The sequence below is a fragment of the Barrientosiimonas endolithica genome, assembly GCF_030296655.1.
GTDB lineage: Bacteria > Actinomycetota > Actinomycetes > Actinomycetales > Dermatophilaceae > Barrientosiimonas > Barrientosiimonas humi.
Genome location: NZ_AP027735.1, coordinates 1,178,523 through 1,202,496, shown reverse-complemented (window position 1 = coordinate 1,202,496; position 23,974 = coordinate 1,178,523). Strand labels below are relative to the sequence as shown.

Below are 23,974 nucleotides of genomic sequence, written 5' to 3'. Positions count from 1 at the left end.
TGTCGGGCAGCGGAGCGGAGAAGTCGAAGCGGGGGTTCGTCCCGTCAGCCACGACCTGCGCCCTCCGGCTGCGCGACGGCCCGCTCGATCATGTCGACCAGCCGCTCGTCCGCGTCGCGGTGCCCTGGCCGGCGGCCGCGGCGCTCATCGCCTGCAGCCGCTGCGGATCGAGCGCCAGCGGGACGAGCTCGCGGCGCACCCACTCGGGCGTGACCTGGGCGTTGTCGACCAGCACGGCGCCTCCGGCCTCGACGACGGCCTCGGCGTTGCGCCGCTGCTCGCCGTTGCCGATCGGCAGCGGCACGAAGACCGCCGGCAGCCCGACGGCGGAGGTCTCGGAGACCATGTTCGCGCCGGACCGGGTGACCACGAGGTCGGCCGCGGCGTAGGCGAGGTCCATCCGGTCGGCGTACTCCTGCACGACGTACGGCGGCTGCCCCTCGGCGCCGTCGCTCACGGCGAAGCCCTTCCCGGCACCGGTGACGTGCAGCACTTGGACGCCCGCGTCGCGCAGCGCGTCGACGCTGCCGGCGAAGGCCTCGTTGATCTGCTGCGCGCCCAGCGAGCCGCCGGTGACCAGCACCGTGGGGAAGCCGTCGGCGAGGCCCAGCTGACGCAGCGCGTCGGGCCGGGCCGCCGCGCGGTCGAGCCGGGTGATCACCCGGCGCAGCGGCATGCCGATGAGCTCGGCCTGCGGCAGCGGGGTGTTGGCGAAGGTGCGGGCCACGTGGTCGGTCATCCGGGCGCCGAGCTTGGTGGCCATGCCGACGACGGAGTTGCCCTCGTGCACGACGATCGCTCGCCTGCCGCGCGCGGCGACGTAGGCCGGAGGGCACACGAACCCACCGAAGCCGACCACGACGTCGGCGGCGACGTCGTCGAGCACGGCGCGCGCCTGGCGCACGGCGCGCGGGAACGCCACCGGGAACCGCACGGCCGCGAGGTCGGGCCGGCGCGGGAACGGGACCCTCGGGATCAACCTCAGGTCGAGGCCCGCGGCGGGCACCAGCCGCTCCTCCAGTCCGCCGGCCGTGCCGAGACAGGTGATGCGCACGTCGGGGTGACGCTCCTGCAGGGCGGCGGCCGTGGCCAGCAGCGGGGAGACGTGGCCGGCGGTGCCTCCCCGGCCAGTACGACCGAGCGCAGCGGGCTCATCGCTGACCCCGCGAGGGCAGCACGGCCAGCGACCGGCGTACGAGACTCGGGCGGGCGGCCAGCGCCTCGCGGCACTGCGGGTCGTTGCGTGCGAACGCGACGAGCACGCCGAGGGCGGCGAGGGTGGTGACCAGCGCCGAGCCGCCGGCCGACACCAGCGGCAGCGGCACCCCGATGACCGGCAGCAGGCCGGTGACCGAGCCGATGTTGATGAACGCCTGGCCGACGATCCACACCAGGATCCCGGCGGAGGCGACCCGCACGAAGAAGTCGTCGGTGCCCGCGATGATCCGGTAGGCCGCGAACGCGATCGCGAGGTAGAGCCCGATCACGACGAGGGTGCCGGGCAGGCCCAGCTCCTCGCCGATGATCGCGAAGATGAAGTCGTTGTGCGCCTCGGGCAGCCAGGACCACTTCTCGCGGCTGGCGCCGAGCCCGACGCCCCACCAACCCCCGTCGGCCAGCGCGTAGGTGGCGTGCACCCGCTGGTAGCAGGCGCCGCTCAGCGCGGCCTCGTCGTTGCACGCGCCGAGCCAGCTGCCGATGCGCGACATCCGGTTGTCGCTGCCCTGGACCATGAACACGACTCCGGCGGTCGCGGCGATCGCTCCGGCGACGAACAACCGCATGCGCACGCCGGCGACGAACAGCATGGTCGAGGCGATGAGCAGCAGCACGAGCACGGTGCCGAGGTCGCGGCCGACGAGCACGAGCAGGATCAGCGCCCCGGCGAGCGGCGCGAACGGCAGCATCGCGTGGGCGAACCGACCGATGTGCTTGCGCTTGCGCGCCAGCACCAGCGCACCGGCGAGCACGAGCGCCAGCTTGCCGAGCTCGGAGGGCTGCAGGGTGAAGCTGCCGAAGCCGATCCAGTTGCGGTTGCCCTTGACCTCCTTGCCGATGGGGCTGAAGACGGCCAGCTGCAGCACGAGCGCGAGCACGAAGGCCGGCAGCGCCATGCGCTTGAGCCAGGTCACCGAGAACCGGCTGGCCACCGCGAACGCGACCACGCCGAGCGCGGCGTAGATCGCCTGCTGGCGCGCGATCGTGAACGAGGAGCCGCTGTCCTGGAAGGAGGTGACGCTCGAGGCCGACAGCACCATGACCAGACCCAGCCCCACCAGCAGCGTGGTGGCACCGAGGATCAGGTAGTAAGGGGCGACCGGGGACTCCAGCCGCCGGCGCCAGGACCGGACGGACGGCGCGTTGCGCAGCTGGGAGAGGGTGCTGGCCGGTCGCTCGCGCTCGGGCGCGCTGGTGGCGCTCATCGGCCCTCGCCCAGCGCGCGCACCGCCGCAGCGAAGTCGTCGCCGCGCACGTCGTAGCCGCTCCACATGTCCTTGGACGCCGCCGCGGGCGCGAGCAGGACCACGTCACCCGGGTGCGCCATCGCGCGCGCCGCCTGCACCGCCTCGGACATGACGCCAGTGTCGGTGCTGTCGAGCACCTCGACGGGAACCTGCGGCGCGTGTCGGGAAAGCGCGTCGGCGATGACCGCCCGGTCGACGCCGAGCAGCACGACTCCGCGCAGCCGGTCGGCGTTGGCGCGCACCAGGTCGTCGACCGCGGCGCCCTTGAGCTGGCCGCCGGCGATCCACACGACGTGCGGGTAGGCCGCGAGCGAGGCCGCGGCGGCGGGCGGGTTGGTGGCCTTGGAGTCGTCGACGAAGCGCACGCCGTCGACCTCGCCGACGGGCTGGGTGCGGTGCGGCTGCGGGGTGAAGGCGCGCAGCCCGTCGCGCACCGCGGCCGGCGGCACGTCGACCGACCGGGCCAGGGCCGCCGCCGCGAGGGCGTCGGCGACCAGGTGGGGCGGCGGGTCCGCGGACGGGTCGGGCGCCAGGTCGCTGAGCTGGCACAGCTCGGCGGCCGAGGTGGCGCGCTCGGCGACGAACGCCCGGTCGGCGAGGACGTCCTCCACCACGCCGACCATCGAGCGCGCCGGCACGCCGAGGGTGAACCCGATCGCGCGAGCCCCCTCGACCACGTCGGCGTCGAGCACCAGCTGCTCGGTCTGCGGGTCCTGCACGTTGTAGACGCAGGCGACCTGGGTGTGCTCGTAGACCCGGCCCTTCATCCGGCGGTACTCCTCGTAGGAGCCGTGCCAGTCGAGGTGGTCGGGAGCCACGTTGAGGCAGCACGAGGCGTGCGCCGAGATGCTGCGCGACCAGTGCAGCTGGAAGGTCGACAGCTCGACGGCGAGCACGTCGTACGGCTCGGGGTGCAGCACGGCCTCGAGGATCGGCAGCCCGACGTTGCCGGCGGCGGTGGCGCGCAGCCCCGCCGCGCGCAGGATCGACTCGAGCATCGTCACGCAGGTGGTCTTGCCGTTGGTGCCGGTGACGGTGAGCCACGGCGCGGCGCCCTCGCGCGGACGCATCCGCCAGGCGAGCTCGACCTCGCCCCAGACCGGTATGCCCGCGGCGGCCGCTCCCTGCAGGAACGTGTTGGTCGGCGGCACCCCCGGGGACGTGACGACCAGCTGGGTGCCGGGCTCGGGCGCCGGCGGCAACGCGGCGCCGTGCACGACCTCGGCGCCGAGCATCTGCAGAACCTGGGCGCGCTCGGCCATCGCCGGCGAGGTGCCCTCGCTCAGCACGCGCACGTGAGCGCCCCGCTCGAGCAGCGCGTCGGCGGCGGCGAAGCCGCTGACGCCCAGGCCGACGACGGCGACCTGCAGACCCGACCAGTCCGCGTCGCGGTGGGTGAGGTCGCGGCCGCCCCCGAGCGGTTCGTACGACGGGTCGGACGGCACGCTCGTCACGCCCCGACCACCCACTCGGCGTAGAAGATGCCGAGGCCGAGCGCGACGCACAGGCCGCAGATGATCCAGAACCGCACCACGACCGTGACCTCGTTCCAGCCGAGCATCTCGAAGTGGTGATGGATGGGGGCGATGCGGAAGATGCGTTTGCGGCGCAGCTTGAACGAGCCGACCTGCAGGATCACCGACAGGGTCTCGAGCACGAACAGGCCGCCCAGGATGACCACGAGCAGCTCGGTGCGGGTGGTGATGGCCAGGCCGGCCAGCGCACCACCGAGGGCGAGCGAGCCGGTGTCGCCCATGAAGATCTTGGCGGGCGAGGCGTTCCACCACAGGAAGCCGAACGAGGCGCCCATGACCGCGGCGGCCACGACGGCCAGGTCGTGCGGGTCGCGCACCTCGTAGCACTTGTTGCTCGGGATCTGCGCGCAGCTCTGGTTGAACTGCCAGATGCTGATCAGCACGTAGGCGCCGAACACCATCACGCAGGCCCCGGTGGCGAGGCCGTCGAGGCCGTCGGTGAGGTTGACGCCGTTGCTGGTGCCGGCGATGAGCAGGTTGGCCCAGACCAGGAACAGGATCATCCCGAGCGCGGTGCCGGCGAAGCCGAGGTCGATGCTCACCGGGGTGCCGTCGGGGCGCACGAACAGGGTGTCGCGCACGAACGAGATCTTGGTGCTCGCCGGGGTGCGGTCGGCGCTGTCGGGGAAGTTCAGCGCGAGCACCGCGAAGATCACGCCGACGGCCGTCTGGCCGATCAGCTTCTCCCAGGAGCGCAGGCCCAGCGAGCGGGCCTTGCGGATCTTGATGAAGTCGTCGGCGAACCCGACCGCGCCGAGGCCGGTCATCAAGAAGATGACCAGCAGGCCGCTCGCGGTGGGCGCGCGCCAGGTGAGCAGGTGCGCCAGGAAGTAGGCGACGAGCGCGGCGGCGATGATCACCGCGCCACCCATGGTGGGCGTACCGCGCTTGGTGTGGTGGGTCGTGGGGCCGTCGTCGCGGACGAACTGGCCGTACTCCTTGCGGACCAGGAACTTGATGAACGCCGGGGTGCCCAGCAGCGAGATCGCGAGCGACACGCTCGCGGCAATCAGCACTGCTCTCACCGACCGACCTCCTTCCCGGCTTCTTCCACGATCCGATCCCCCAGGAACCTTAGGCCCGAGTCGCGCGAGGACTTCAGCAGCACCACGTCGCCGTCGGAAAGCTCCTGCGTGAGCAGCGCGTGCGCCGCGTCCACGTCGGGGACCGTCGAGACCGTACCGGGATCGGCGCCGGCGGCCAGCGCGCCACGCGCGATGCCCTCGGCGCCGTCGCCGACCACCACGACCCGCCGTACGTCCGCAGCGGCTGCCGCACGCCCGATCCCCTCGTGCTCCGCCTCGGAGGTCGGGCCGAGCTCGCGCATCGCGCCGAGCACGGCCACCGTGCGACGGCCGCCGGACCCCATCTGCTGCAGCGCCCGCAGCGCCGCGCGCATCGAGTCGGGGTTGGCGTTGTAGGCGTCGTTGACCAGCGTGATGCCGTCGAGCTCGAACAGCTCCATCCGCCACCGGCTGGCCGGCCGCGCCTCCTCCAGAGCCCTCACCGTCTGGTCGAGGGTGAGGCCCAGCTCGAGCGCCGCGGCGGTGACCGACAGGGCGTTGCCGACCTGGTGGGCCCCGAGCAGCCCGCGCAGCTGGACCTGGCGCGCGCCGGCCGGGGTGTGCATGGTGAACCGCGCCCGGCCGAGCTCGTCGAGCTCGACGTCGGTCGCGCGCAGGTCGGCCCCTCCGACAGACCGACGGTCTGCACCCGGGCGCGCGAGCGGCTCGCCATCGCCGCGACCAGCGGGTCGTCGGCGTTGAGCACGGCCAGACCGTCCTCGGGCAGCGCCTCGACGAGCTCGCCCTTGGTCGCGGCGATCGCCTCGACCGAGCCGAACGAGCCCAGGTGGGCCTGGCCGACGTTGAGCACCAGCCCGATGCGCGGCGGCGCGATGCGCGCGAGATAGGCGATGTGGCCGACGCCGTCGGCGCCCATCTCGGCGACGAGGTAGCGGGTGTCGCGGGTGACCCGCGAGACGGTCAGCGGCACGCCGACCTCGGAGTTGTAGGAGCCCACCGGTGCCACGGTCTCCCCCGCCGGGCGCAGCACGGCAGCGAGCAGGTCCTTGGTCGAGGTCTTGCCCGAGCTGCCGGTGATGCCGACGATCGTCAGGCCCGGCGCCCGGTCGACGACCCCGCGGGCCAACGCCGCGAACGCCTCCTGCACGTCGGCCACGACGACCGTGGGGGTCTCGCCGACCTGGCGGGTGCCGAGCACCGCGACCGCGCCGGCCGCGACCGCGCCCGGGACGTAGTCGTGGCCGTCGGCGTGCTCGCCGACCCGGGCGACGTAGAGCGCGCCGGGCGCGGCCTCGCGCGAGTCGGTGACCACCGGGCCGTCGACCAGCACGTCGGGGCCGCGCAGCTCCCCGCCGGTGATCCGAGCGACCTCGGAGAGCTGGAGGGGGATCACTGCTTCTCCCGCGAGGCGCTGGACGACGGGGACGGCGAGGACGAGGGCGACGACGACGGCGCGGTGGGCGCGGTCATCGGGTAGGGCCCGGGGCCGCCGGTGGTCGGGGGATGCGGGCCTGCTGCAGCGCGAACGACATCACCTTGGAGAACACCGGTCCGGCCACCGCCCCACCGTAGGTGCCCTTGCGCGGGCGCTGGACGGTGACGGCCACGACGTACCGCGGGTCGTTGGCGGGGGCGTACCCGATGAACGAGGCGGTGGTGCCGTCGTAGCGGCCGAGCTCGGAGTCGTAGCGCTGCGCGGTGCTGGTCTTGCCGGCCACCTGGTAGCCCGGGACCGCGGCCTGCGTGGCGGTGCCGCCCTCGCCGACCACGCTCTGCATCATCCGGGTCAGCTGGCTCGCGGTGTCGGTCTGGATGACCCGCTGCGGCGTGCGGTCGTCGGCCGGCTTCTCCCAGCCGCCGTCACCGTCGTCGATGCCCTCGAGCAGCTGGACCGGCTGGCGGACGCCGCCGTTGGCGATCGTCTGGAACACCGAGGCCTGCTGGATGGCGGTACCGGCGAGGCCCTGACCGAACAGGACGGTGTAGCGCTGGTCGCCCTTCCACTGCGAGGCCGGCGCCATGATGCCGCGCGACTCGCCGGGGAAGCCGACGCCGGTGGTCTGGCCGAGGCCGAACTTGCTGGCGTACTGCCGGAAGACCTCGGGCGAGAACTTCTCGCCGATCAGCACGGTGCCGATGTTGGACGACTGCGCCAGCACGCCGGCGGTGGTCAGGTTGAGGGTGCCGTGCGGCGAGGAGTCGCGGAACGGACGACCGGCGCGCTCCAGCGTCGGCGGCACGGTGACCGGCGTCGTCGGCGTGACCACGCCCTGCTCGAGCGCGGCGGCCATGGTGATGACCTTGCTGGTCGAGCCCGGCTCGTAGACCTCGGTGAACGGGCGCAGCTGCAGGTAGCCGTCGGCGCTGCGCATGTTGCTCGGGTCGAAGCTGGGGTAGGACGCGGCCGCGCGCACCTTGCCGGTCTTGACGTCGAGCACGACGACGTCGCCGGAGAGTCCGTCGGTCTCCTGGACGCGCTGGGCCAGGATGTTCTGGGCGTACCACTGCAGGTCGTTGTCGATCGTCAGCTTCACCGACTGCCCCGGCACCGCCGGCTCGTCGGTGCCCTCGCCCGAGGCGATGGGGCTGCCGTCGCGGGCCCGCTCGTAGACGTGCAGCCCGGGCTTGCCGTCGAGGGCGGAGTTGAACAGCTGCTCGATGCCGCCGCCCGGCTTGCCGTCGCTGTTGACCCAGCCGACGAGCGGCGCGGTGCTGGTGCCCTGGGGGTACTCCCGCCGCACGGTGCGCTCGCTGAAGACGCCCGGGATGCCGAGGCTCTCGATGGAGCGCCACTGCGTGGGCGCGATGTCCTTGGCGAGGTAGGTGAAGCGGGAGTCCTTGGCCGCGGCCTTGTTGAGCACGTCGAGCAGGTCGGCGGCCTTGACCCCGAGCAGCGGCGCGAGGTCGGCGGCCGCACCGGACAGCCCGACCTGGGTGCGCTTGCCGTTGACGGTCTTGTGGTACTCCGCCATCGCGAGCGGGTCGCCGGTGACGTTGCGGCGGTCGACCGAGTCGGCCAGCACGACGCCGTCGGTGTCGACGATGTCGCCGCGCTGCGCCGGGATGGTGACCTTCTGGGTGCGGCTGCCGAGCGCCGCGGCCGAGACCGCGCTGGACTCCACGCCCTGGATGCGCAGCAGCTGCACCGCGAACAGGCTGAACACGCAGCAGATCGCGATCATCAGGAACCGCGCGCGCCGGCGCGGGTGACCCACGCCGAGCGAGAGCGGCTTGCTGCGCGGCGGCTTGCCGCCGCCGGAGCCGCCCTTGCGAGCCTTCGCGGGGCGGGCCTTCGCGGGGCGCGACGGAGCCGAGCTCGCCGTGCCGGGGCCGGCCGGTCGGCCGGCCTGGCGCGGCGGCCGGCCCTGGGTGGCGCCGCGCGGGTCGCGGGTCGTACGTGCGCGGCCGGCCGAGCCCTTGCTCGTCGCCGGCCTGCCGGTCGCCGAGCCGCCGCTCGCGCCCCGGCCACCGGCCGGGCGAGCCGCTGCGGACGTACGGCCGGAGGGGGCGCTGCCGGACGGGCGCGGCTGGCGGGTGGGCCGGCCGGCGCCCGCGGCGGGACGACCCGTCGCGGAACGGGGTGCGCCCGCGCGAGGCGGGCCTGGCGGCCGCGGTCTCCGGGCGGGGTGCCGCGTCGCTGGGTCACGAGCTGGCCTCGCCGCGGGTCAGTCGCGCGGGGTGGCCGAGGGTGCCGCCGACGACGGCTTCGCCTTCGGCTCGGTGCGGGGCTTCGACTGGTCGGATCGCGCGTCGTCCTTGCTCGGGGCGGCCTTGTCGTCGTTGTCGGACGCTGACGGAGCGGACGTGCTCGACGGGGCCGCGGAATCGCTCGGCTTCGGCTTCGGCGGCGTGTAGACCAGCACCCCCGAGGTCGCCGCTGCGACAGCCCGGTCGGCCACCCCGCTCGCGGGAGTGTCCGGCAGCGTGCCCACCGTAAACGGGGTCCCGGCCGCCGCCGGGCTCGCCACGCCGAGCACCTTGCGGTCGGACGCGCGGACGTAGGCGACCTGCCCCGCGGGCACCATGCCCATCTCCTGCGCCTTGAGGGCGACCTGCTGCGGCGCGCTCACGCTGGAGATGTCGCTGCGCAGCTGCTCCTCGTTGTCGGTGAGGGTCGTCGAGCTCTGCTGCAGGGCCCCGAGCGCGAACGATTGCTCGGCGCGCGCGGTGTTCAGCAGCAGCAGCGCGAGCAGACCGGCGCCGAGCAGCATCGCGCACAGGATGGAGAACCCGGTGCTGCTGCGGCGCACCTCCTCGCCGGTGACCACGCGCAGCCGCGGCTGGGTCGTGCGCTGCTGCGGCAGACGGACGGGGGCGGTGCGAGCGGTGGCAGTGGCGTTGCTCATGGCCGGGGCTCCTCCGTGGCTCGGATGCGTTCGGCCGCGCGCAGCCGGGCAGGCGTCGCGCGCGGGTTGGTCTCGGTCTCGGTCGGGTCTGCGGTCTCGGCGCCGCGGGTCAGCAGCCGCAGGTAGGGCGCGTGCTCGGGCAGCTCGACCGGCAGGTCGGGCGGCGTGGTCGAGCGCGCCCCGGCGGCGAGCGCCTGCTTGGTGATGCGGTCCTCGAGCGAGTGGTAGGACAGCACCGCGATCCGGCCACCGACCCCGAGCGCCGCGATCGCCGCGGGCAGCGCCGCGCGCCAGGCGTCGAGCTCGCCGTTGACCTCGATGCGCAGCGCCTGGAAGGTGCGCTTGCCGGGGTGGCCGCCGGTGCGCTGCGACGCGGCGGGGATCGCCCGGCGCAGCAGCTCGACCAGGTCGGCGGAACGCTCGAACGGCAGCTGCTCGCGGCGAGCCACGACCTCGCGGGCGATGCGGCGGGCGAACCGCTCCTCGCCGTACTCCCGCAGCACCCGCTCCAGCTCGCGCTCGTCGTAGGTGTTGAGCACGTCGGCGGCGGTGCGGCCGGCGTCCTGGCTCATCCGCATGTCGAGCGGGGCGTCCTGGGCGTAGGCGAAGCCGCGGTCGGCCTCGTCCAGCTGCAGCGAGGACACCCCGAGGTCGAACAGCACGGCCGCCACGGTGGACACGCCCTCGTCGGCGAGCACCTCACCGATCTCGTCGTAGACGGCCCGCACGCCGGTGAACCGGTCGCCGAACGGCGCCAGCCGCTCCCCGCGAGGCTCAGCGCCTGCGGGTCGCGGTCGATGCCGATGACCCGGGCCGCCGGGCAGGCGGCGAGCAGCGCCTCGGCGTGCCCGCCCATCCCGAGCGTGGCGTCGACCAGCACCGCGCCCGGCGCCTCGAGGGCGGGAGCCAGCAGCTCGACGATGCGCTCGCGCAGCACGGGGTGTGCCGTGCTGCCGTGCGCTCCGCGTCGGACATGCGCTCCTCCTCTCCTCGGTCGTACGTCGGTGGTGCCTGGTGATGGGTGGTGGCCGGTGGTGGTCGGCCGGCTCGGCCGTCAGGTCTCCCTCCGCTCCGGCCCCTCCGGCGCCGGGGAAGTGACGCCGGTCGCGGGTGGAGCGGGTGGAGACCTCACGGTCGAGCGGGGTGCTCGGGTCGGTCGGGTGGTGGTCGGTGGGTCGGCTGGTCGGGATCGGTCAGCGGCTCACAGCAGCCCGGGGATCACTTCCTCGGACTGCTCGGAGAAGGCCTCCTCGGTGTCGGCCAGGTAGGCCTCCCACGCGGCGGTCGCCCAGACCTCGACGCGGGACCCGGCGCCGATGACCGTGCACTCGCGGTCGAGCCCGGCGTACTCCCGCAGGACGGCGGGGATGGTGACCCGGCCCTGCTTGTCGGGGATCTCGTCGGAGGCGGCCGAGAGGAACACGCGCTGGAAGTCGCGCACCCCGCGGGCGGTGACCGGGGACTTGTTCATCTCGCCGGTGATCCGCTCGAACTCGGCCATGGAGAACACGTAGAGGCAGCGCTCCTGACCACGGGTGACGACCAGGCCGCCGGCCAGGTCCTTGCGGAACTTCGCCGGGAGGAAGAGGCGCCCCTTGTCGTCCAGCCGCGGGTGGTGGGTGCCGAGGAACATCGACGACCACCTCCCGGGAGACCAGGGTCAGCACCACCACCAACCGATGTCCCCCACCATACTCCACTTCACCCCACGACACGCCTCCGCGGGGCGGTTTCGGCGGACTTTTTCGCTGCCGATCCGCGGCGTCTGTGCAGGTCAGCGGCCTGTGGGTGCGCGGTGGAGCGCAGTGGGGAGGATCCTTCGCCGTAGCGCCGGCCAGGCCGCCCCCGACCCCGCCGTACGCCCTCGCCGACCCCGCCAGAGCCCGTCACCACCGGCTCGGTGGAGGGAAGTGGGGAACCGGGTGGCGCAGGGTGGGGCGAAGGGGCGTGCCGCACCGGCTCCGGCCCCCGCCCGAGACGAGCATCACCCCGCGCGCGCCACGAGAAGAGGCCTTGTTGATGCAGCACACAGGCGCATCGGGCAGGATCGTGCTCATGCATCAAGGCGCCCCGACGAACGTGGCCACCCCTCCGTCCGAATCCGCCCTCGGGGAGCTGCGCAAGGTCGCGGGCGACATCCACCAGGCGGTGTCCTCGGTCATCGAGGGCAAGAGCGACGTCGTGCGCACCGCCGTGACCGTGCTGCTCGCCGAGGGGCACCTGCTCATCGAGGACATCCCGGGCGTCGGCAAGACCATGCTCGCCAAGGCGCTGGCCCGCTCGATCGACAGCCCCATGCGCCGCATCCAGTTCACGCCCGACCTGCTGCCGAGCGACATCACCGGCGTGAGCGTGTTCAACCAGGACACCCGCACCTTCGAGTTCCGGCCCGGCGCGATCTTCGCCAACATCGTGGTCGGCGACGAGATCAACCGCGCCTCGCCCAAGACCCAGTCGGCGCTGCTGGAGTGCATGGAGGAGGGCCAGGTCACCGTCGACGGCACGACCTACACGCTGCGCCGGCCGTTCATGGTGATGGCCACCCAGAACCCCATCGAGATGGAAGGCACCTTCCCGCTGCCCGAGGCGCAGCGCGACCGGTTCATGGCCCGCATCTCCATGGGCTACCCCACCGGCCCGGCCGAGCTGGCGATGCTCGACACCCACGGCGCCACCTCGCCGCTGGACACGCTGCGCCCGGTCACCGACGGCGCCACCGTGCAGCGGCTCGCCGACCACGTGCAGTCGCTGCACGCGAGCCCGGGGTTGCGGCAGTACATCGTCGACATCGCCGCGGCCACCCGCACCACCTCGATGCTGCGGCTCGGCGCCTCGCCGCGCGCGGCGCTGCAGCTGCTGCGGGCCTCCCGGGCGCACGCCGCCCTCGAGGGCCGCGACCACGTCATCCCCGAGGACGTCGTGGCGCTGGTGCCGGCGGTGCTGGCGCACCGGTTGCTGCCCAGCGCCGAGACCCAGGTCGCGCACCGCACGACCACCGACGTGCTGCACGACCTGATGCGCCGGGTCCCGGTCCCCTCCGCGGCGCGGTGAGCCGTGGCCGGAGCCAAGAGATTCCGCACCCTCACCGGGCGCGGGCGCGCACTGCTCGCCTGCGGCGTCGTGCTGGTCCTCGCCGGTGTGCTGCTGGGCTTCCCTGACCTCACCCGCATCGGCGTGCTGCTCATGGCGCTGCCGCTGGTCGCCCGCCTGATCGCCCGTCGCCGCCCACCGCAGCTGTCGGTCGAGCGGCACGTGGTGCCGACCCGGCTGCAGCCCGACGAGCGCGCCGACGTGGCCGTCGACTTCGTCAACCTCGGGTCGCGCAGCACCACCCTCTACACCGCCGAGGAGCAGGTCGACTTCGTCCTCGGCGACCGACCCCGCTTCCTGCTCCCCGGCTCGAGCCGGGCGCCCGCCGGCGCCTGACGTACGCCATCCGCAGCCAGGTGCGCGGGCGGCACCGCCTCGGGCCGATCGCGCTGCAGCAGCAGGACCCGTTCGGCCTGACCCACGTCGACCTGATGGTCCGCTCCGAGAGCGAGGTGGTCGTGCTGCCGCGCGTGGTGCCGCTGGGCGCCGGGCAGCCGGCCGGGTCGGGCATGGGCATCGAGGGCGAGACGCCGCAGATGGTCGCCCTGCACGGCGAGGACGACGTCAGCATCCGCGCCTACCGCGACGGCGACGACCTGCGCAAGGTGCACTGGCCGGCGACCGCGCACCGCGGCGAGCTGATGGTGCGCCAGGAGGACCGCCCGGCCCGCCGCTCGGCGGTGCTGCTGCTGGACTCGCGCGAGAGCGGGCACTCCCCCGGCAGCTACTCGGGAACCTTCGAGTGGGCCGTGAGCGCTGTTGCTTCCGTGGCCACTCACCTGGGCCGGTTCGGCTACACACTGCACCTCGCGACCCGCGAGACGCTCGCCGCCGGGGAGCTCGACACCGACCTCGACCCCGCCAGCGTCCTCGAGCAGCTCGCCGTCGCCGAGCGCGGCAGCGACGAGGAGCACGAGCGCCTCGTGCAGGCCGCGCAGGACCTGACCGAGCGCACCGGCGGGCTCGTCGCCGTCGTGACCTCGGTCGACGACCTGTCGATGCCGACCCTCGCGGCGCTGCGCCGCCCCGGCACCGGCGCGCAGGCGATGGTCATCGACCCCGACGCGTTCCAGCAGGGCGCGGCCGAGGTCGGCGAGGTCACCCTCGGTCACCAGGCGCTGCTGCACCGCGCCGGCTGGCGGGCGGTGCCGGTCGGCGGGCAGACCAGCATCCCCGAGGCGTGGCAGCTGCTCACCGCCTCCGGCCGGCCGGGGTGCTCACGTGATGACCCGCGCCCGGGTCGTGCCCGGACTCCTCGCCGCGCTCGGCACGCTCGTGGCCAGCTGGCCGCTCACCACCCTGCTCGACGACGGCAGCTGGGTGCGGCCGGTCCTGCTGCTGCTGCTCCTGCAGGCCGCGATCGGCATGGCCGGGCGCTACGCCGGCTGGCGCACCTGGGCCACCGCGACCGTGCAGGTCGTCACCGTCGTGCTCGCGGTGCTGGCCCTCCACGTCGGCGACACGCTCGTCCCGACCGCCTGGGACGAGCTGCCGTTCGCGGTCAACGACCTGCTGCTCGACGCGCGCGAGACGCTCACGACGTACTCCGCGCCCGCGCCGCTGTCGCCGGGCGTGCTGTTCGTGCTGAGCCTGACCCTGCCTCTGGTCGGCGTCGTCGTCGACGTGCTCGCCGCCGGGCTACGCATGCCCGCGGCCGCGGGCTGCCGCTGCTCGGCATCTTCCTGTTCTCCACGTCCAACTCCGGCGAGGCGCTCAACCCGGTCTACTTCCTGGCGCTCGCGGTCGTCTGGCTCGTGCTGCTGCTGCAGCAGGGCATGAACCAGGTGAGCACCTGGTCCTCCACCGAGGCGTTCGCGCGCACCCCCGAGCGGCAGGAGGACCGGCTCGGCCTCGGCGCCTTCTCGGCCACCGCGCGCTGGATGGGCCTGGTGACGCTCGTCATCGCCCTCGCCCTGCCGGCCGTGATCCCGCACCTTCCGCCGCGCTACCTCGCCGACGGGCTGGCCCAGCGCACCGGGTCCAGCGACGTCGCCTCGGTCGGCTTCACCGACACCCTGGACCTGTCGACCGACCTCAACAGCGACAACCAGACGCCGATCCTCACCTACGCCACCACCGACTCCAACCCGCCGCCGCTGAAGGTGCTCACGCTCTCGTCGTACGCCGGTGGCCAGTGGGTGCGCGAGGACCCCCGCGCACGGTGACCGGGCGGGACAACGCCCGGATGCCCGACCCGATCGGCATGGACTCCGAGACCCCGCGCCGGCTCGAGCGGATCAACGTGGTCGGCAACGGCCTGACGCAGCCCTACATCGCCTCCCCGTGGCCGGTCGAGCAGGCCAACATGCAGGGCAGCCCGTGGTACTACGACCCCGCCGGGGTCCAGCCGCGGGTGCGCGAGCGCACGTCGGCGTACAGCACCACCTACAAGGTGCTCGCCGACGACGCCCGCCCCGGCGACGGTCCGGTGATCTCCCAGGTCGACCCGCTCACCCTGCGCACCGACCCGCGGGCGACGGCTCAGATCACCGCGGCCAACGCCGCGGCGCTCGAGGGCGTCGACGACAACGACACGTTCGGCAAGGCCGTCGCGATGCAGGACTGGCTGCGCGACCCGTCCCGGTTCACCTACTCGCTGCAGCTGGCGCCCACGCAGAACGGCCCCGACGGTCAGCCCTACGACCCGCTGAGCAACTTCCTGGTCACCCGCCGCGGGTACTGCACCCAGTTCTCCACCGCGATGATCATGATGGCCCGCGCCGAGGGGATCCCGGCGCGGATGGCGGTCGGCTTCCTGCCGGGCTCCCCGGCCGAGAACGGCAACCTGCAGGTGCGCGCGGCCGACGCGCACTCCTGGCCCGAGCTGTACTTCCCCGGCATGGGCTGGACCCGGTTCGAGCCGACCCCCGGCGTGCGCTCGGGCGAGGTGCCGGCGTACACGCTGCCGCAGGCCGACGAGGCCGCCACCCGCGCGACCCGCACCACCGCCCAGCCGAGCGAGAGCAGCGCCGCCCCGCAGACCAGCGCCGCGCCCACCGCGTCGCCGTCGGCCGCGCCGCAGGCCGCCGGCGAGGGCCGCGACTGGTTCCCGGTGTGGCTGCGCTGGCTGCTGCTCGCCGTCATCCTCGGCGGCGCCGGCGCGATGGTGCTGCCGCTCGCCGCGCGCTGGCGGCGCGACCAGGACCTGCGCGCCGCGGCCGAGCCGCGCGACCACGTCGAGGCCGAGTGGAGCGCGCTGGAGTCGCGGCTGCACGACCTCGGCATCGACTCCCCCGGCGAGCGCAGCCCGCGCCAGCTGGAGAAGCACTACCGTCAGCGCGCGCCGCTGGAGGCCGAGGGCAAGGAGGCGCTGCACCGCGCGGTGCAGACGCTCGAGCGCGCCCGTTATGCCCCCCGCCGGCGAGCCGCCGACCCTGCAGCAGGACGCCGACCGGATCGTGCGCGAGGTGCGCGAGCAGTCCTCGCTGCCCACCCGGGTCTCGGCCGTGGCGTTCCCGGCGACGGGCCGGCGGGCCCTGGCCGAGGGCGTACGTCGGGTGGCGGGTGCCCCCGGCCGCGCGGCCCGCCGCGGCTACGACCGGCTCGCCCAGCGCCGCAGGAGGTAGCGCCGCAGGAGGTAGCGCCGCAGGGGTAGCGCCGCCCGTACGCCCTCGCGGTCCACCGCCAAGACGTGAACCGCCCGCACGCCCTCGCGGTCCACCGCCGAACCGTGCGCCCCACCGCACCCTCCAGCGGTCCACCGCCAAGACGTGAGCCACCCGCACGCCCTCGCGGTCCACCGCCGAACCGTGCGCCCCACCGCACGCCCTCGCGGTCCACCGCCGAAGCGTGACCGGCCCCGCACGCCCGTACGCCCGCGCGGACCAGCCGAGACGAGACGAGCCCGGCCCGGACCCATCACGGGTCCGGGCCGGGCTCGGGCTCGGGCGGCGAGACGCCGCGGGAGCGCTCAGTCGAGGTAGTCGCGCAGCACCTGGGAGCGGCTCGGGTGGCGCAGCTTGCTCATCGTCTTGGACTCGATCTGGCGGATCCGCTCGCGGGTCACGCCGTAGACCTTGCCGATCTCGTCGAGCGTCTTCGGCTGGCCGTCGGTGAGGCCGAACCGCATCGAGACGACGCCGGCCTCGCGCTCGGACAGGGTGTCCAGCACCGAGTGCAGCTGCTCCTGCAGCAGCGTGAAGCTCACGGCGTCGGCCGGGACGACGGCCTCGGAGTCCTCGATGAGGTCACCGAACTCGCTGTCGCCGTCCTCGCCGAGCGGGGTGTGCAGGGAGATGGGCTCGCGGCCGTACTTCTGGACCTCGACGACCTTCTCGGGCGTCATGTCCAGCTCCTTGGCGAGCTCCTCGGGCGTGGGCTCGCGGCCGAGGTCCTGCAGCATCTGCCGCTGCACGCGGGCGAGCTTGTTGATGACCTCGACCATGTGCACCGGGATGCGGATGGTCCGGGCCTGGTCGGCCATCGCGCGGGTGATCGCCTGCCGGATCCACCAGGTGGCGTAGGTCGAGAACTTGTAGCCCTTGGTGTAGTCGAACTTCTCGACCGCGCGGATCAGACCGAGGTTGCCCTCCTGGATCAGGTCGAGGAAGAGCATGCCGCGGCCGGTGTAGCGCTTGGCCAGCGAGACGACCAGACGCAGGTTGGCCTCGAGCAGGTGGTTCTTGGCCTTCTTGCCGTCCTGGGCGATCCACCACAGCTCGCGCTTGAGCTTCATCTCGATCTTCTCGCCGGAGTTGAGCTTCTCCTCGGCGAACAGACCGGCCTCGATGCGCTTGGCGAGGTCGACCTCCTGCTCGGCGTTGAGCAGGGCGACCTTGCCGATCTGCTTGAGGTAGTCCTTGACCGGGTCGGTGGTGGCACCGGCGGTGACGACCTGCTGGGCGGGGGCGTCGTCGTCGTCGTCCTGGCGGATGACGAAGCCGCCAGCCTCGTCGGTGCTGCCCTCGGGGGCCGGCTGCGCGGGGGTCTCGCCCTCGGCGACCTCGACCTCCTCGACGACCTCGGTCGTCTCGGTGGCCTCGTCGGCCTTGGCCGGGGAGCTCTTGGCGGCCTTCTTGGCGGTGGTCTTGGCCGCGGCCGTCTTGCTCGTCGCGGTGGTCTTCTTGGCGGCGCTCTTGGGCGCGGCCGACTTCGCGGCGGTCTTGGTGGTCGCGGACTTCGCGGTGTCGGCCTTCTTGCCGTCGACCGGCTTCGCGGCGGACTTGGCGCTCTTGGCCGGGGTCGCCTTGGCGGTCTTGGACGCCGCACGCTTGGTGGTGCTCTTGGTCGTCGAGGCCGGGGCCTTGGCCGACACGGTGCGCTTGGTCGACGTCGCAGGCACGGCCCGTCGGCCGTCGCCGGCGTCGCTGTCGGCAGGGGGTTCGACGCTGAAGTCACGAGCAACCTTCCGTCACGGGGCGGCGCCGTCTGGGCACCACGAGACACCGCCGGTCGGCGGCGCCCGAGTTGTTGGGGGTGGAGCGGGCCTCGCGGTCTGGGATCAATGTTCGCCTGATCGGGGACCTGATGAACGCTGATCTCCTGAACGCTCCACGACCATTATAAAACGACGCACGGGACGTTCTTTCCAACCGCCCACGCCGTGGCGTTGTTCCACCGTCTCCGGCGGCGGGTCGGGCGGCCCCCGATCCCGACGTACGCCGGTGCCGGCTCGCCCCTCGGCGGCACCTCGGTCAGTCGGCGGCGTCGGCCTTGACCGCGAGCACCGGGCAGGCGGCGTCGAGCAGGATGCGCTGGGCGTTGGAGCCGAGGATCAGCTTGCCGACCGGGGTGCGCCGGCGCAGCCCGATGACGATGAGGTCGACGCCCTCCTTCTCGGAGACGGCGATGATGTCTTCGGCCGGGTCCTTCTTGTGCTCGATGGGGCGGCGCTCGACCTGCACGCCGGACTGCTCGGCCTCGGCGACGACGGCGTCGAGCTCGGACGACTGGCCGCCGCCGGAGTCCAGCACGATGAGCTGGGTGGACATCCGCCGCGCCTCGTCGACGGCGCGGGTCAGGGCGGCGCGCCCCTCGGCGGTCGGGACGAATCCCACGAGCACGGTCATCTCGAGCCTCCTGCGCTGCGGCGTCTCCGGGGCGTCGGCGCCACCGGTGCGGCTGACGCTACCCGACGCGGCGGTGGTGGCGGGAGGCCAATCGGGCGAGCTGGCCGGAGACGAGATCGGCGACCTGGTCGACCTCGACGAGGAACCCGTCGTGGCCGTGGGCCGACTCGATGACGGCGGCCGGACGGCGCCCGTGCGCGGCGGCCAGCTGCTGGGAAAGCTCCAGCGGGAAGAGCCGGTCGCTGTCGACCCCGGCCACCACGAGGTCGCCGGTGTAGCGGCGCAGCACCTTGGCGATGCCGCCGCGCCCGCGGCCGATGTCGTGGGTCGCCATCGCGCGGGTGAGCGTGACGTAGCTCCCGGCGTCGAACCGGGCGGACAGCTTGCGGGCGTGGTGGTCCAGGTAGCTCTCGACCGCGAACCGCCCGCCGCGCATCGGGTCCTCCCCGGCTGCGGCGAGCGCCCGAAGCGCTCCTCGAGCTCCGGCGCGCTGCGATAGGTCGTGTGGGCGATGCGGCGCGCGAGCCCGAGGCCGTGGTCGGGCGAGACGCCGCTGCGGTGGTAGTCGCCGCCCCGCCAGTCGGGGTCCTGCTCGATGGCCAGCGTCTGCGCCTGGCCCCAGGCGATCTGGTCGGCCGTCGCGGCGCCGCACGCGGCGACGACGGCGGCGGCGCGGGCGCGGTCGGGATAGGTCGCGACCCACTCGGCCGCACGCATCCCGCCCATCGAGCCGCCGATGACCAGCGCCCAGGCGGGGATGCCGAGCAGGTCGGCGACCAGCGCCTCGACCCGGACCTGGTCGCGGATCGTGACCTCGGGGAAGCGCGAGCCCCACGGCTGCCCGTCGGCGGCCTCGGTGGCGGGCCCGGTGGTGCCGCGGCAGCCGCCCAGCACGTTGGTGGCCACGACGAACCAGCGGTCGGTGTCGATGGCGGCGCCGGGTCCGACGAGCCCGGGCCACCAGCCGGCCGTCGGCTGCCCCGGACCGGGTGGGCCGACGACGTGGGTGTCGCCGGTGAGGGCGTGCTCGACCAGGACCGCGTTGCTGCCGTCGGGGGCGAGCGTGCCCCAGGTCTGGACCGCCACGACCACGTCGGGCAGCAGCCCCCGGTCTCCAGCGGCACCGAACCCACGCGCAGCCCGAACGCGTCGGGGTTGGTGCCCGCACCGAGCGGGACCCAGCACTCCGGGCGGCGGCCGTAGGCCGGGCGCGTCAGCGGGCGGTGTCGGTCCTGCAGCGTCATCGGCCTCGCTCCCGGTCAGGGGCTCGCACCTGTCGCTGCCCCGCGCTTGTCGACGGCGTCGCCGACCTTGTCCTCACCCGGGGCACCCCACCGCGGTGGAGGGTTGCCGCTCAGCCAGCCGGGGCTTGTCGCTGAGACTCTTGACGCGACCGACGCTAGCACCGGGCCGAGCGGTCAGACCGCCGCCTCTCGCGTCGTGGGACACAGGTCGAGCGGCCGCATCCCGTGGGTCACGACCTGCATCAGCAGCCCTGCCATGCGGTAGTCGGGGTCGGCCTCCAGGGCGCGGTCGAGCGCGACCAGCGCGAGCGCTCCCCCGCCGTGCGTCCAGCACCAGTACGCCAGCAGCGTGGCCGGAGCCGGCACCATCGGCTCCGGCGCGGAGCGCACCAGCTCGCGCAGCCGCTCGGTGACACGGGTGACCTCGGCAGGGGTGAGCACCCGGTCGTCGAACGGCACGGCGCCCGCCCGGCGGATCGCCCGCGTGAGGTCGGGGAACAGGCCGGGCACCGTCATCGGCGTCATCGCCAGCCAGCCCATCAGGTGGTCGCGCAGGTTCCGCTCGCGCAGCGTCATCAGCACCGTGCCGAGGTCGCCGACGGGCAGGTCGCGCACCCTCGGCGCGTCGCGCGAGGGGTCGAGCACCCGGGCGAGCGCCGCGGGGTAGTCGCCCCAGACGTACGGGTTGGGGCAGGCGAGCCGTCTCGCCGCCTGCGTCGACCGCTCGAGCGCGTCGAGCAGCGCTTCCCCACCGGCGGGGCCGACGTGGTCGGGGTCGGAATCGTCGCGATCGTCGTCGGGCTCGCCCCACTCCGCCGCCCACGCGTCGTCCCAGTCGTCGCACAGGTCGTCGTCGGCCGTGGCCTCGGCCCAGTCGGCGAAGCGGTCGTCGAGGTCGTCGAGCTCGTCCTCCTCGTCCGGGCCGAGCACGCGGGTCTGGACCCACTGCGCGACCGCGCCCGGGCGCAGCGGGGCCGGGCGCAGCGAGCGCACCAGGTCCTCGCGCTCGGCCGCGGGCGTGCGCTCCCCCAGCACGTGGTCGGCGACGGCGGGGATGCGGTCGGCGGCGGGCACCGGCTGCCACACCTCGCGCGGGCAGCGGCCGCCGCAGCGGCAGTCGTCGATGCACCACTGCGCGGGCCGGTCGCCCTCGGCGGGACGCACCAGCACGACGTGGTTGACGGGGTTCGCCGCCCGCAGCGCCTCGGCCGCCTCGTCGGCGACGGTCGCGACGTCGGGGGCGGCGGAGAACACCACGACGTCGTGCCAGGCGACACCGGCGCGCTGCATCATCTGCGTGACCTGGCGCAGCAGCTCCGCACGCTGGTCGGGCGGGGCGACGATGTCGTACCTCGCGCTGGGGCCGTAACCGTCCGGCGGCCCGCCGCCGAGCACGACGACGGACTCGCGCGGATGGAAGCCCAGCAGGTAGGGGACGTAGGCGACGAGCTCGCCCAGCCCGTGCAGGACGTGTCGGGGTCCGGATCTGGTCTCGGTCATGCCCCCACGGTGGGGCGACCGGACCGCCCCGTCAGGAGGGAGCGCGACCCCTGTGGAAACCGGGTGACGGTCTCGCAGCCCTGTGCACGACGTACGCCGGCGGGTCAGCGCAGCCGCTGGCCGCGCACCGTCCCCTTGCGCCGGGCCTCCCACGCGAGGAAGTCGTCGGTGTCCTGCACCAGCGCCGTCGCGAACCAGGCGAGCACCACCGCGTCGTCGGCGAGACCGACGACCGACAGCACCGCCTCCGGGAGCAGGTCGACCGGCGAGACGACGTAGGCCGCCGCCCCCGCCAGCGCCGCGAGGCGCAGCGGGGAGACCCCGTCGTACTCACCGTTCAACGACGCCTTCACCATGCGCGGCACCGCCGACATGCGGGTCGCGAGGCTCGGCGCACCGGGCGCGCTGGCCCGGCGTACGGCGTTGCTCAGCTCGCGCACCGCCGACCACTGGGCAGCGCGCGACCGCCGCGGGACACCTCGGCTCGGTGCCATCGCTCAGGCGCCGGCGGTCGGGAACTGCTCGCGCGCGTTGGCCGCGATCTTGTTGAGCAGCAGCAGGTCCAGACCCGCCCCGATCACGCCGCCGGCGACCGGGATGGCCTTGCCGACGCGGGCGAACGCCTTGGCGCCGACCTGGCCGATGAGCCGGAATCCGACGGCCTTGTTGACGACCATCAGCAGGGCGGGCGGCAGCTTCTGCGAGGCCATACCGGCGAGGCGGCCGGTGGTCGCGACGCCGGCCTTGGCCAGCACGTCGTCGGCCTCGGTGCCGACCAGCGTGAGCAGCACGGCCGAGCGCAGCTCGCGGCGGTTGATGTCGTGGCCGCGCAGCTCCGCGACGGCCGCGACCATGCGGGTGGCGAGCAGGTAGAAGCCGATGACGTTGGCGGGCAGCGCGACGGGCATGGTGAACAGGCCGCCGAGCCCGGTGACGAAACCGCTGGTCGCGGCCATCTTGCGGTGGTCGGCGATCACCTCGTCGATCGCCTTGTCGCGGTTGCCGTTGTGCTTCTTCAGGGCCGCCTGGGCCACCTCGTGGGCGGAGTCGAAGGCGAGCTTGCCGTCGAAACCGGTGGCGAGCAGCCGCTCGACCAGCCCGGTGGCCATCGCGTCGACCGCGCCGCCCTCTCCGGGGTTCTTGGCGCGCGCGACCGCACGGTCGGTCTCGTCCTTCTTGTCCTTGCCGAATCCGAACATGGCCCGCATTGTGCCAGCGGTCCCGCGTCGCGGACGCTCCCCCAAAGGGTGTCCCGGGAGTGTCGGACCCGGCGGATACCGTGGTGACCATGTCAGCACCCATCGACGACAACCCGGCCTTCGCCGACTACGCCCACCCCGAGCGCCTGGTGTCGACCTCGTGGCTCGCCGACCAGCTGGCGAAGGGTGACTCCGACCTGGTGGTGCTGGAGTCCGACGAGGACGTCCTGCTCTACGACACCGGCCACATCCCGGGTGCCCGCAAGCTCGACTGGCACACCGACCTCAACGACCCCGTCGTGCGGGACTACGTCGGGGGCGAGCGGTTCGCGCAGATGATGTCCGAGCGCGGCATCGGCCGCGACACCACCGTCGTGATCTACGGCGACAAGTCCAACTGGTGGGCGGCGTACGCCCTGTGGGTCATGTCGCTGTTCGGTCACCCCGACGTCCGCCTCCTCGACGGCGGCCGCGCCGCCTGGGTCGCCGAGGGCCGCGAGCTCACCCGCGAGGTCCCGCGGGTCGAGCCGGTCGACTACCCCGTGGTCGAGCGCGACGACTCCCAGATCCGGGCCATGCGCGAGGACGTGCTGCGCCACCTCGGCAAGCCGCTGGTCGACGTGCGCTCGCCCGGTGAGTTCTCCGGCGAGCTGCTGCACATGCCCGACTACCCCCAGGAGGGTTCGGTGCGCGGCGGCCACATCCCCGGCGCCAAGTCGGTGCCGTGGGCCCGCGCCGCCCAGGACGACGGCCGCTTCAAGGGCCGCGACGAGCTGGCCGCGATCTACCTCGAGGAGCAGGGCCTCGACACCGGTGACGACGTCGTCGCCTACTGCCGCATCGGCGAGCGCTCCTCGCACACCTGGTTCGTGCTCACCCACCTGCTGGGCTTCGACAAGGTCCGCAACTACGACGGCTCGTGGACCGAGTGGGGCAACTCCGTCGGTGTGCCCGTCGAGCAGGGCAAGCCCTCGTGAGCGAGGTCACCGACGACCTGCCGGCCCCGCTCGCGGAGGTCATCGACGACTTCGACGCGCTCAGCGAGCCCGACCGGCTCCAGCTGCTGCTCGAGCTCAGCGACGAGCTGCCCGACCTGCCCGAGCGCTACGCCGACGTCGAGATGGAGCAGGTGCACGAGTGCCAGTCGCCGCTGTTCCTCGCGGTCGAGCTGGAAGACGCCGCCGACGCCGCCGGTGAGGGGGCCGGCGCCGCCGAGCCGGTCGTACGCCTGTTCTTCCGGGCGCCCCCGAGGCACCGACGACCCGTGGCTTCGCCGGCATCCTGCACACCGGTCTGGACGGGCAGCCCGTCTCGGCCGTGCTGGGCGTCCCCGACGACATCCCGTTCCGGATCGGGCTCTCGCAGGCCGTGTCTCCGTTGCGCATGCGCGGCATGGTCGCGATGCTGGCTCGGATCAAGCGTCAGATCCGCGACAAGTCCGCGGGGTCGTAGGCTCACCTGCCCCGCCTTACGTTAGGTTTCGCGCATGTCCAAGTCTTCGAAGGCCCCCTCGGGATCGGTGCCGCGCTCGCCCTGATCGGGCTCGTCCTGCTGGTGGTCGG

Annotated in this window: 17 protein-coding genes, 5 pseudogenes and 1 riboswitch; of the genes and pseudogenes, 8 read left to right on the top strand and 14 right to left on the bottom strand. The window is 73.7% G+C overall.

Annotation, left to right across the window (positions count from 1 at the left end; genetic code table 11):
- Positions 1-88: 88 nt before the first annotated feature.
- From QUE40_RS06100 to rsmH, 8 genes and pseudogenes are all read right to left on the bottom strand, one after another.
- On the bottom strand, positions 89-1,075 hold the full coding sequence (locus QUE40_RS06100) for a UDP-N-acetylglucosamine--N-acetylmuramyl-(pentapeptide) pyrophosphoryl-undecaprenol N-acetylglucosamine transferase (protein WP_350227135.1): 987 nt from the start codon (positions 1,073-1,075) through the stop codon (positions 89-91).
- 76 nt (positions 1,076-1,151) lie between these two features.
- Positions 1,152-2,423: a putative lipid II flippase FtsW gene (ftsW, locus tag QUE40_RS06095; RefSeq protein WP_142004863.1), complete on the bottom strand. Its 1,272-nt coding sequence runs from the start codon at positions 2,421-2,423 to the stop codon at positions 1,152-1,154.
- On the bottom strand, positions 2,420-3,910 hold the full coding sequence (murD, locus tag QUE40_RS06090; protein ID WP_289233029.1) for a UDP-N-acetylmuramoyl-L-alanine--D-glutamate ligase: 1,491 nt from the start codon (positions 3,908-3,910) through the stop codon (positions 2,420-2,422). The genes ftsW and murD overlap by 4 nt, the downstream gene beginning before the upstream one ends.
- Before the next feature lie 5 nt (positions 3,911-3,915).
- Positions 3,916-5,025, bottom strand: a complete 1,110-nt coding sequence (mraY, locus tag QUE40_RS06085) for a phospho-N-acetylmuramoyl-pentapeptide-transferase (RefSeq protein ID WP_289232598.1) — start codon at positions 5,023-5,025, stop codon at positions 3,916-3,918.
- Positions 5,022-6,418: pseudogene (locus QUE40_RS06080) on the bottom strand (UDP-N-acetylmuramoyl-tripeptide--D-alanyl-D-alanine ligase). The gene mraY and the pseudogene QUE40_RS06080 overlap by 4 nt, the downstream one beginning before the upstream one ends.
- Positions 6,419-6,491: 73 nt before the next feature.
- Positions 6,492-8,240 carry a peptidoglycan D,D-transpeptidase FtsI family protein gene (locus tag QUE40_RS06075; protein ID WP_289232597.1) on the bottom strand — a complete coding sequence of 583 codons (1,749 nt, stop codon included), beginning with the start codon at positions 8,238-8,240 and terminating at the stop codon, positions 6,492-6,494.
- 450 nt (positions 8,241-8,690) lie between these two features.
- Entirely contained in the window at positions 8,691-9,371 is a 681-nt protein-coding gene (gene ftsL, locus QUE40_RS06070; protein WP_289232596.1) for a cell division protein FtsL, read from the bottom strand.
- A pseudogene (gene rsmH / locus QUE40_RS06065) lies at positions 9,368-10,293 on the bottom strand (16S rRNA (cytosine(1402)-N(4))-methyltransferase RsmH). The gene ftsL and the pseudogene rsmH overlap by 4 nt, the downstream one beginning before the upstream one ends.
- Between rsmH and QUE40_RS06060 the strand changes: the two are divergent.
- Positions 10,216-10,389 (top strand): hypothetical protein, encoded by a 174-nt coding sequence (locus QUE40_RS06060; RefSeq protein ID WP_289233143.1) that lies wholly within the window; start codon positions 10,216-10,218, stop codon positions 10,387-10,389. The pseudogene rsmH and the gene QUE40_RS06060 sit on opposite strands and share 78 nt — an antisense overlap.
- A gap of 183 nt (positions 10,390-10,572) precedes the next feature.
- Here QUE40_RS06060 and mraZ read toward each other — a convergent pair whose 3' ends face one another.
- The gene (gene mraZ / locus QUE40_RS06055; RefSeq protein WP_142004854.1) at positions 10,573-11,004 is read right to left on the bottom strand and encodes a division/cell wall cluster transcriptional repressor MraZ; all 432 of its coding nucleotides are present in this window, start codon (positions 11,002-11,004) and stop codon (positions 10,573-10,575) included.
- Positions 11,005-11,426: 422 nt separating this feature from the next.
- On the opposite strand from mraZ, the gene QUE40_RS06050 reads away from it, so the two are divergent.
- From QUE40_RS06050 to QUE40_RS06035, 5 genes and pseudogenes are all read left to right on the top strand, one after another.
- Entirely contained in the window at positions 11,427-12,422 is a 996-nt protein-coding gene (locus QUE40_RS06050) for an AAA family ATPase (RefSeq protein ID WP_142004852.1), read from the top strand.
- Between the two features lie 3 nt (positions 12,423-12,425).
- On the top strand, positions 12,426-12,797 hold the full coding sequence (locus tag QUE40_RS06045) for a hypothetical protein (RefSeq protein WP_289232595.1): 372 nt from the start codon (positions 12,426-12,428) through the stop codon (positions 12,795-12,797).
- A gap of 95 nt (positions 12,798-12,892) precedes the next feature.
- A pseudogene (locus QUE40_RS18945) lies at positions 12,893-13,180 on the top strand (DUF58 domain-containing protein); the annotation flags it as partial.
- A gap of 505 nt (positions 13,181-13,685) precedes the next feature.
- Positions 13,686-14,626, top strand: a pseudogene (locus QUE40_RS18940) (TgpA N-terminal domain-containing protein).
- Positions 14,623-16,056 (top strand): transglutaminase-like domain-containing protein, encoded by a 1,434-nt coding sequence (locus tag QUE40_RS06035; protein ID WP_289232593.1) that lies wholly within the window; start codon positions 14,623-14,625, stop codon positions 16,054-16,056. The pseudogene QUE40_RS18940 and the gene QUE40_RS06035 overlap by 4 nt, the downstream one beginning before the upstream one ends.
- A 315-nt stretch (positions 16,057-16,371) precedes the next feature.
- Here QUE40_RS06035 and QUE40_RS06030 read toward each other — a convergent pair whose 3' ends face one another.
- From QUE40_RS06030 to QUE40_RS06005, 5 genes are all read right to left on the bottom strand, one after another.
- Complete coding sequence (locus QUE40_RS06030; RefSeq protein WP_289232592.1) at positions 16,372-17,742, bottom strand: RNA polymerase sigma factor; 1,371 nt, start codon at positions 17,740-17,742, stop codon at positions 16,372-16,374.
- 352 nt (positions 17,743-18,094) lie between these two features.
- Positions 18,095-19,555, bottom strand: a complete 1,461-nt coding sequence (locus tag QUE40_RS18935; protein ID WP_350227084.1) for an alpha/beta fold hydrolase — start codon at positions 19,553-19,555, stop codon at positions 18,095-18,097.
- A 195-nt stretch (positions 19,556-19,750) separates the two neighbouring features.
- Positions 19,751-19,859, bottom strand: a riboswitch (SAM riboswitch).
- A gap of 28 nt (positions 19,860-19,887) precedes the next feature.
- Entirely contained in the window at positions 19,888-21,213 is a 1,326-nt protein-coding gene (locus tag QUE40_RS06015; RefSeq protein WP_289232591.1) for a DUF4192 domain-containing protein, read from the bottom strand.
- 104 nt (positions 21,214-21,317) lie between these two features.
- Positions 21,318-21,653, bottom strand: a complete 336-nt coding sequence (locus QUE40_RS06010; protein ID WP_236022266.1) for a YkvA family protein — start codon at positions 21,651-21,653, stop codon at positions 21,318-21,320.
- A gap of 57 nt (positions 21,654-21,710) precedes the next feature.
- Positions 21,711-22,412: an EcsC family protein gene (locus QUE40_RS06005; RefSeq protein ID WP_142004840.1), complete on the bottom strand. Its 702-nt coding sequence runs from the start codon at positions 22,410-22,412 to the stop codon at positions 21,711-21,713.
- Between the two features lie 89 nt (positions 22,413-22,501).
- Here QUE40_RS06005 and QUE40_RS06000 point away from each other — a divergent pair, with 89 nt between their 5' ends.
- Both QUE40_RS06000 and QUE40_RS05995 read left to right on the top strand, forming a co-directional pair.
- The gene (locus QUE40_RS06000) at positions 22,502-23,389 is read left to right on the top strand and encodes a sulfurtransferase (protein WP_289232590.1); all 888 of its coding nucleotides are present in this window, start codon (positions 22,502-22,504) and stop codon (positions 23,387-23,389) included.
- Positions 23,386-23,864: pseudogene (locus QUE40_RS05995) on the top strand (SufE family protein). Before QUE40_RS06000 ends, QUE40_RS05995 begins: the two are co-directional and overlap by 4 nt.
- Positions 23,865-23,974: the final 110 nt, after the last annotated feature.

Excerpts from the sequence above, each read along its gene's own strand:
- QUE40_RS06050 (WP_142004852.1), top strand. The coding sequence starts at position 11,427 with ATGCATCAAGGCGCCCCGACGAACGTGGCCACCCCTCCGTCCGAATCC.
- ftsW (WP_142004863.1), bottom strand. The coding sequence starts at position 2,423 with ATGAGCGCCACCAGCGCGCCCGAGCGCGAGCGACCGGCCAGCACCCTC.
- mraZ (WP_142004854.1), bottom strand. The coding sequence starts at position 11,004 with ATGTTCCTCGGCACCCACCACCCGCGGCTGGACGACAAGGGGCGCCTC.
- QUE40_RS06015 (WP_289232591.1), bottom strand. The coding sequence starts at position 21,213 with ATGACCGAGACCAGATCCGGACCCCGACACGTCCTGCACGGGCTGGGC.
- QUE40_RS06005 (WP_142004840.1), bottom strand. The coding sequence starts at position 22,412 with ATGTTCGGATTCGGCAAGGACAAGAAGGACGAGACCGACCGTGCGGTC.
- ftsL (WP_289232596.1), bottom strand. The coding sequence starts at position 9,371 with ATGAGCAACGCCACTGCCACCGCTCGCACCGCCCCCGTCCGTCTGCCG.
- QUE40_RS06000 (WP_289232590.1), top strand. The coding sequence starts at position 22,502 with ATGTCAGCACCCATCGACGACAACCCGGCCTTCGCCGACTACGCCCAC.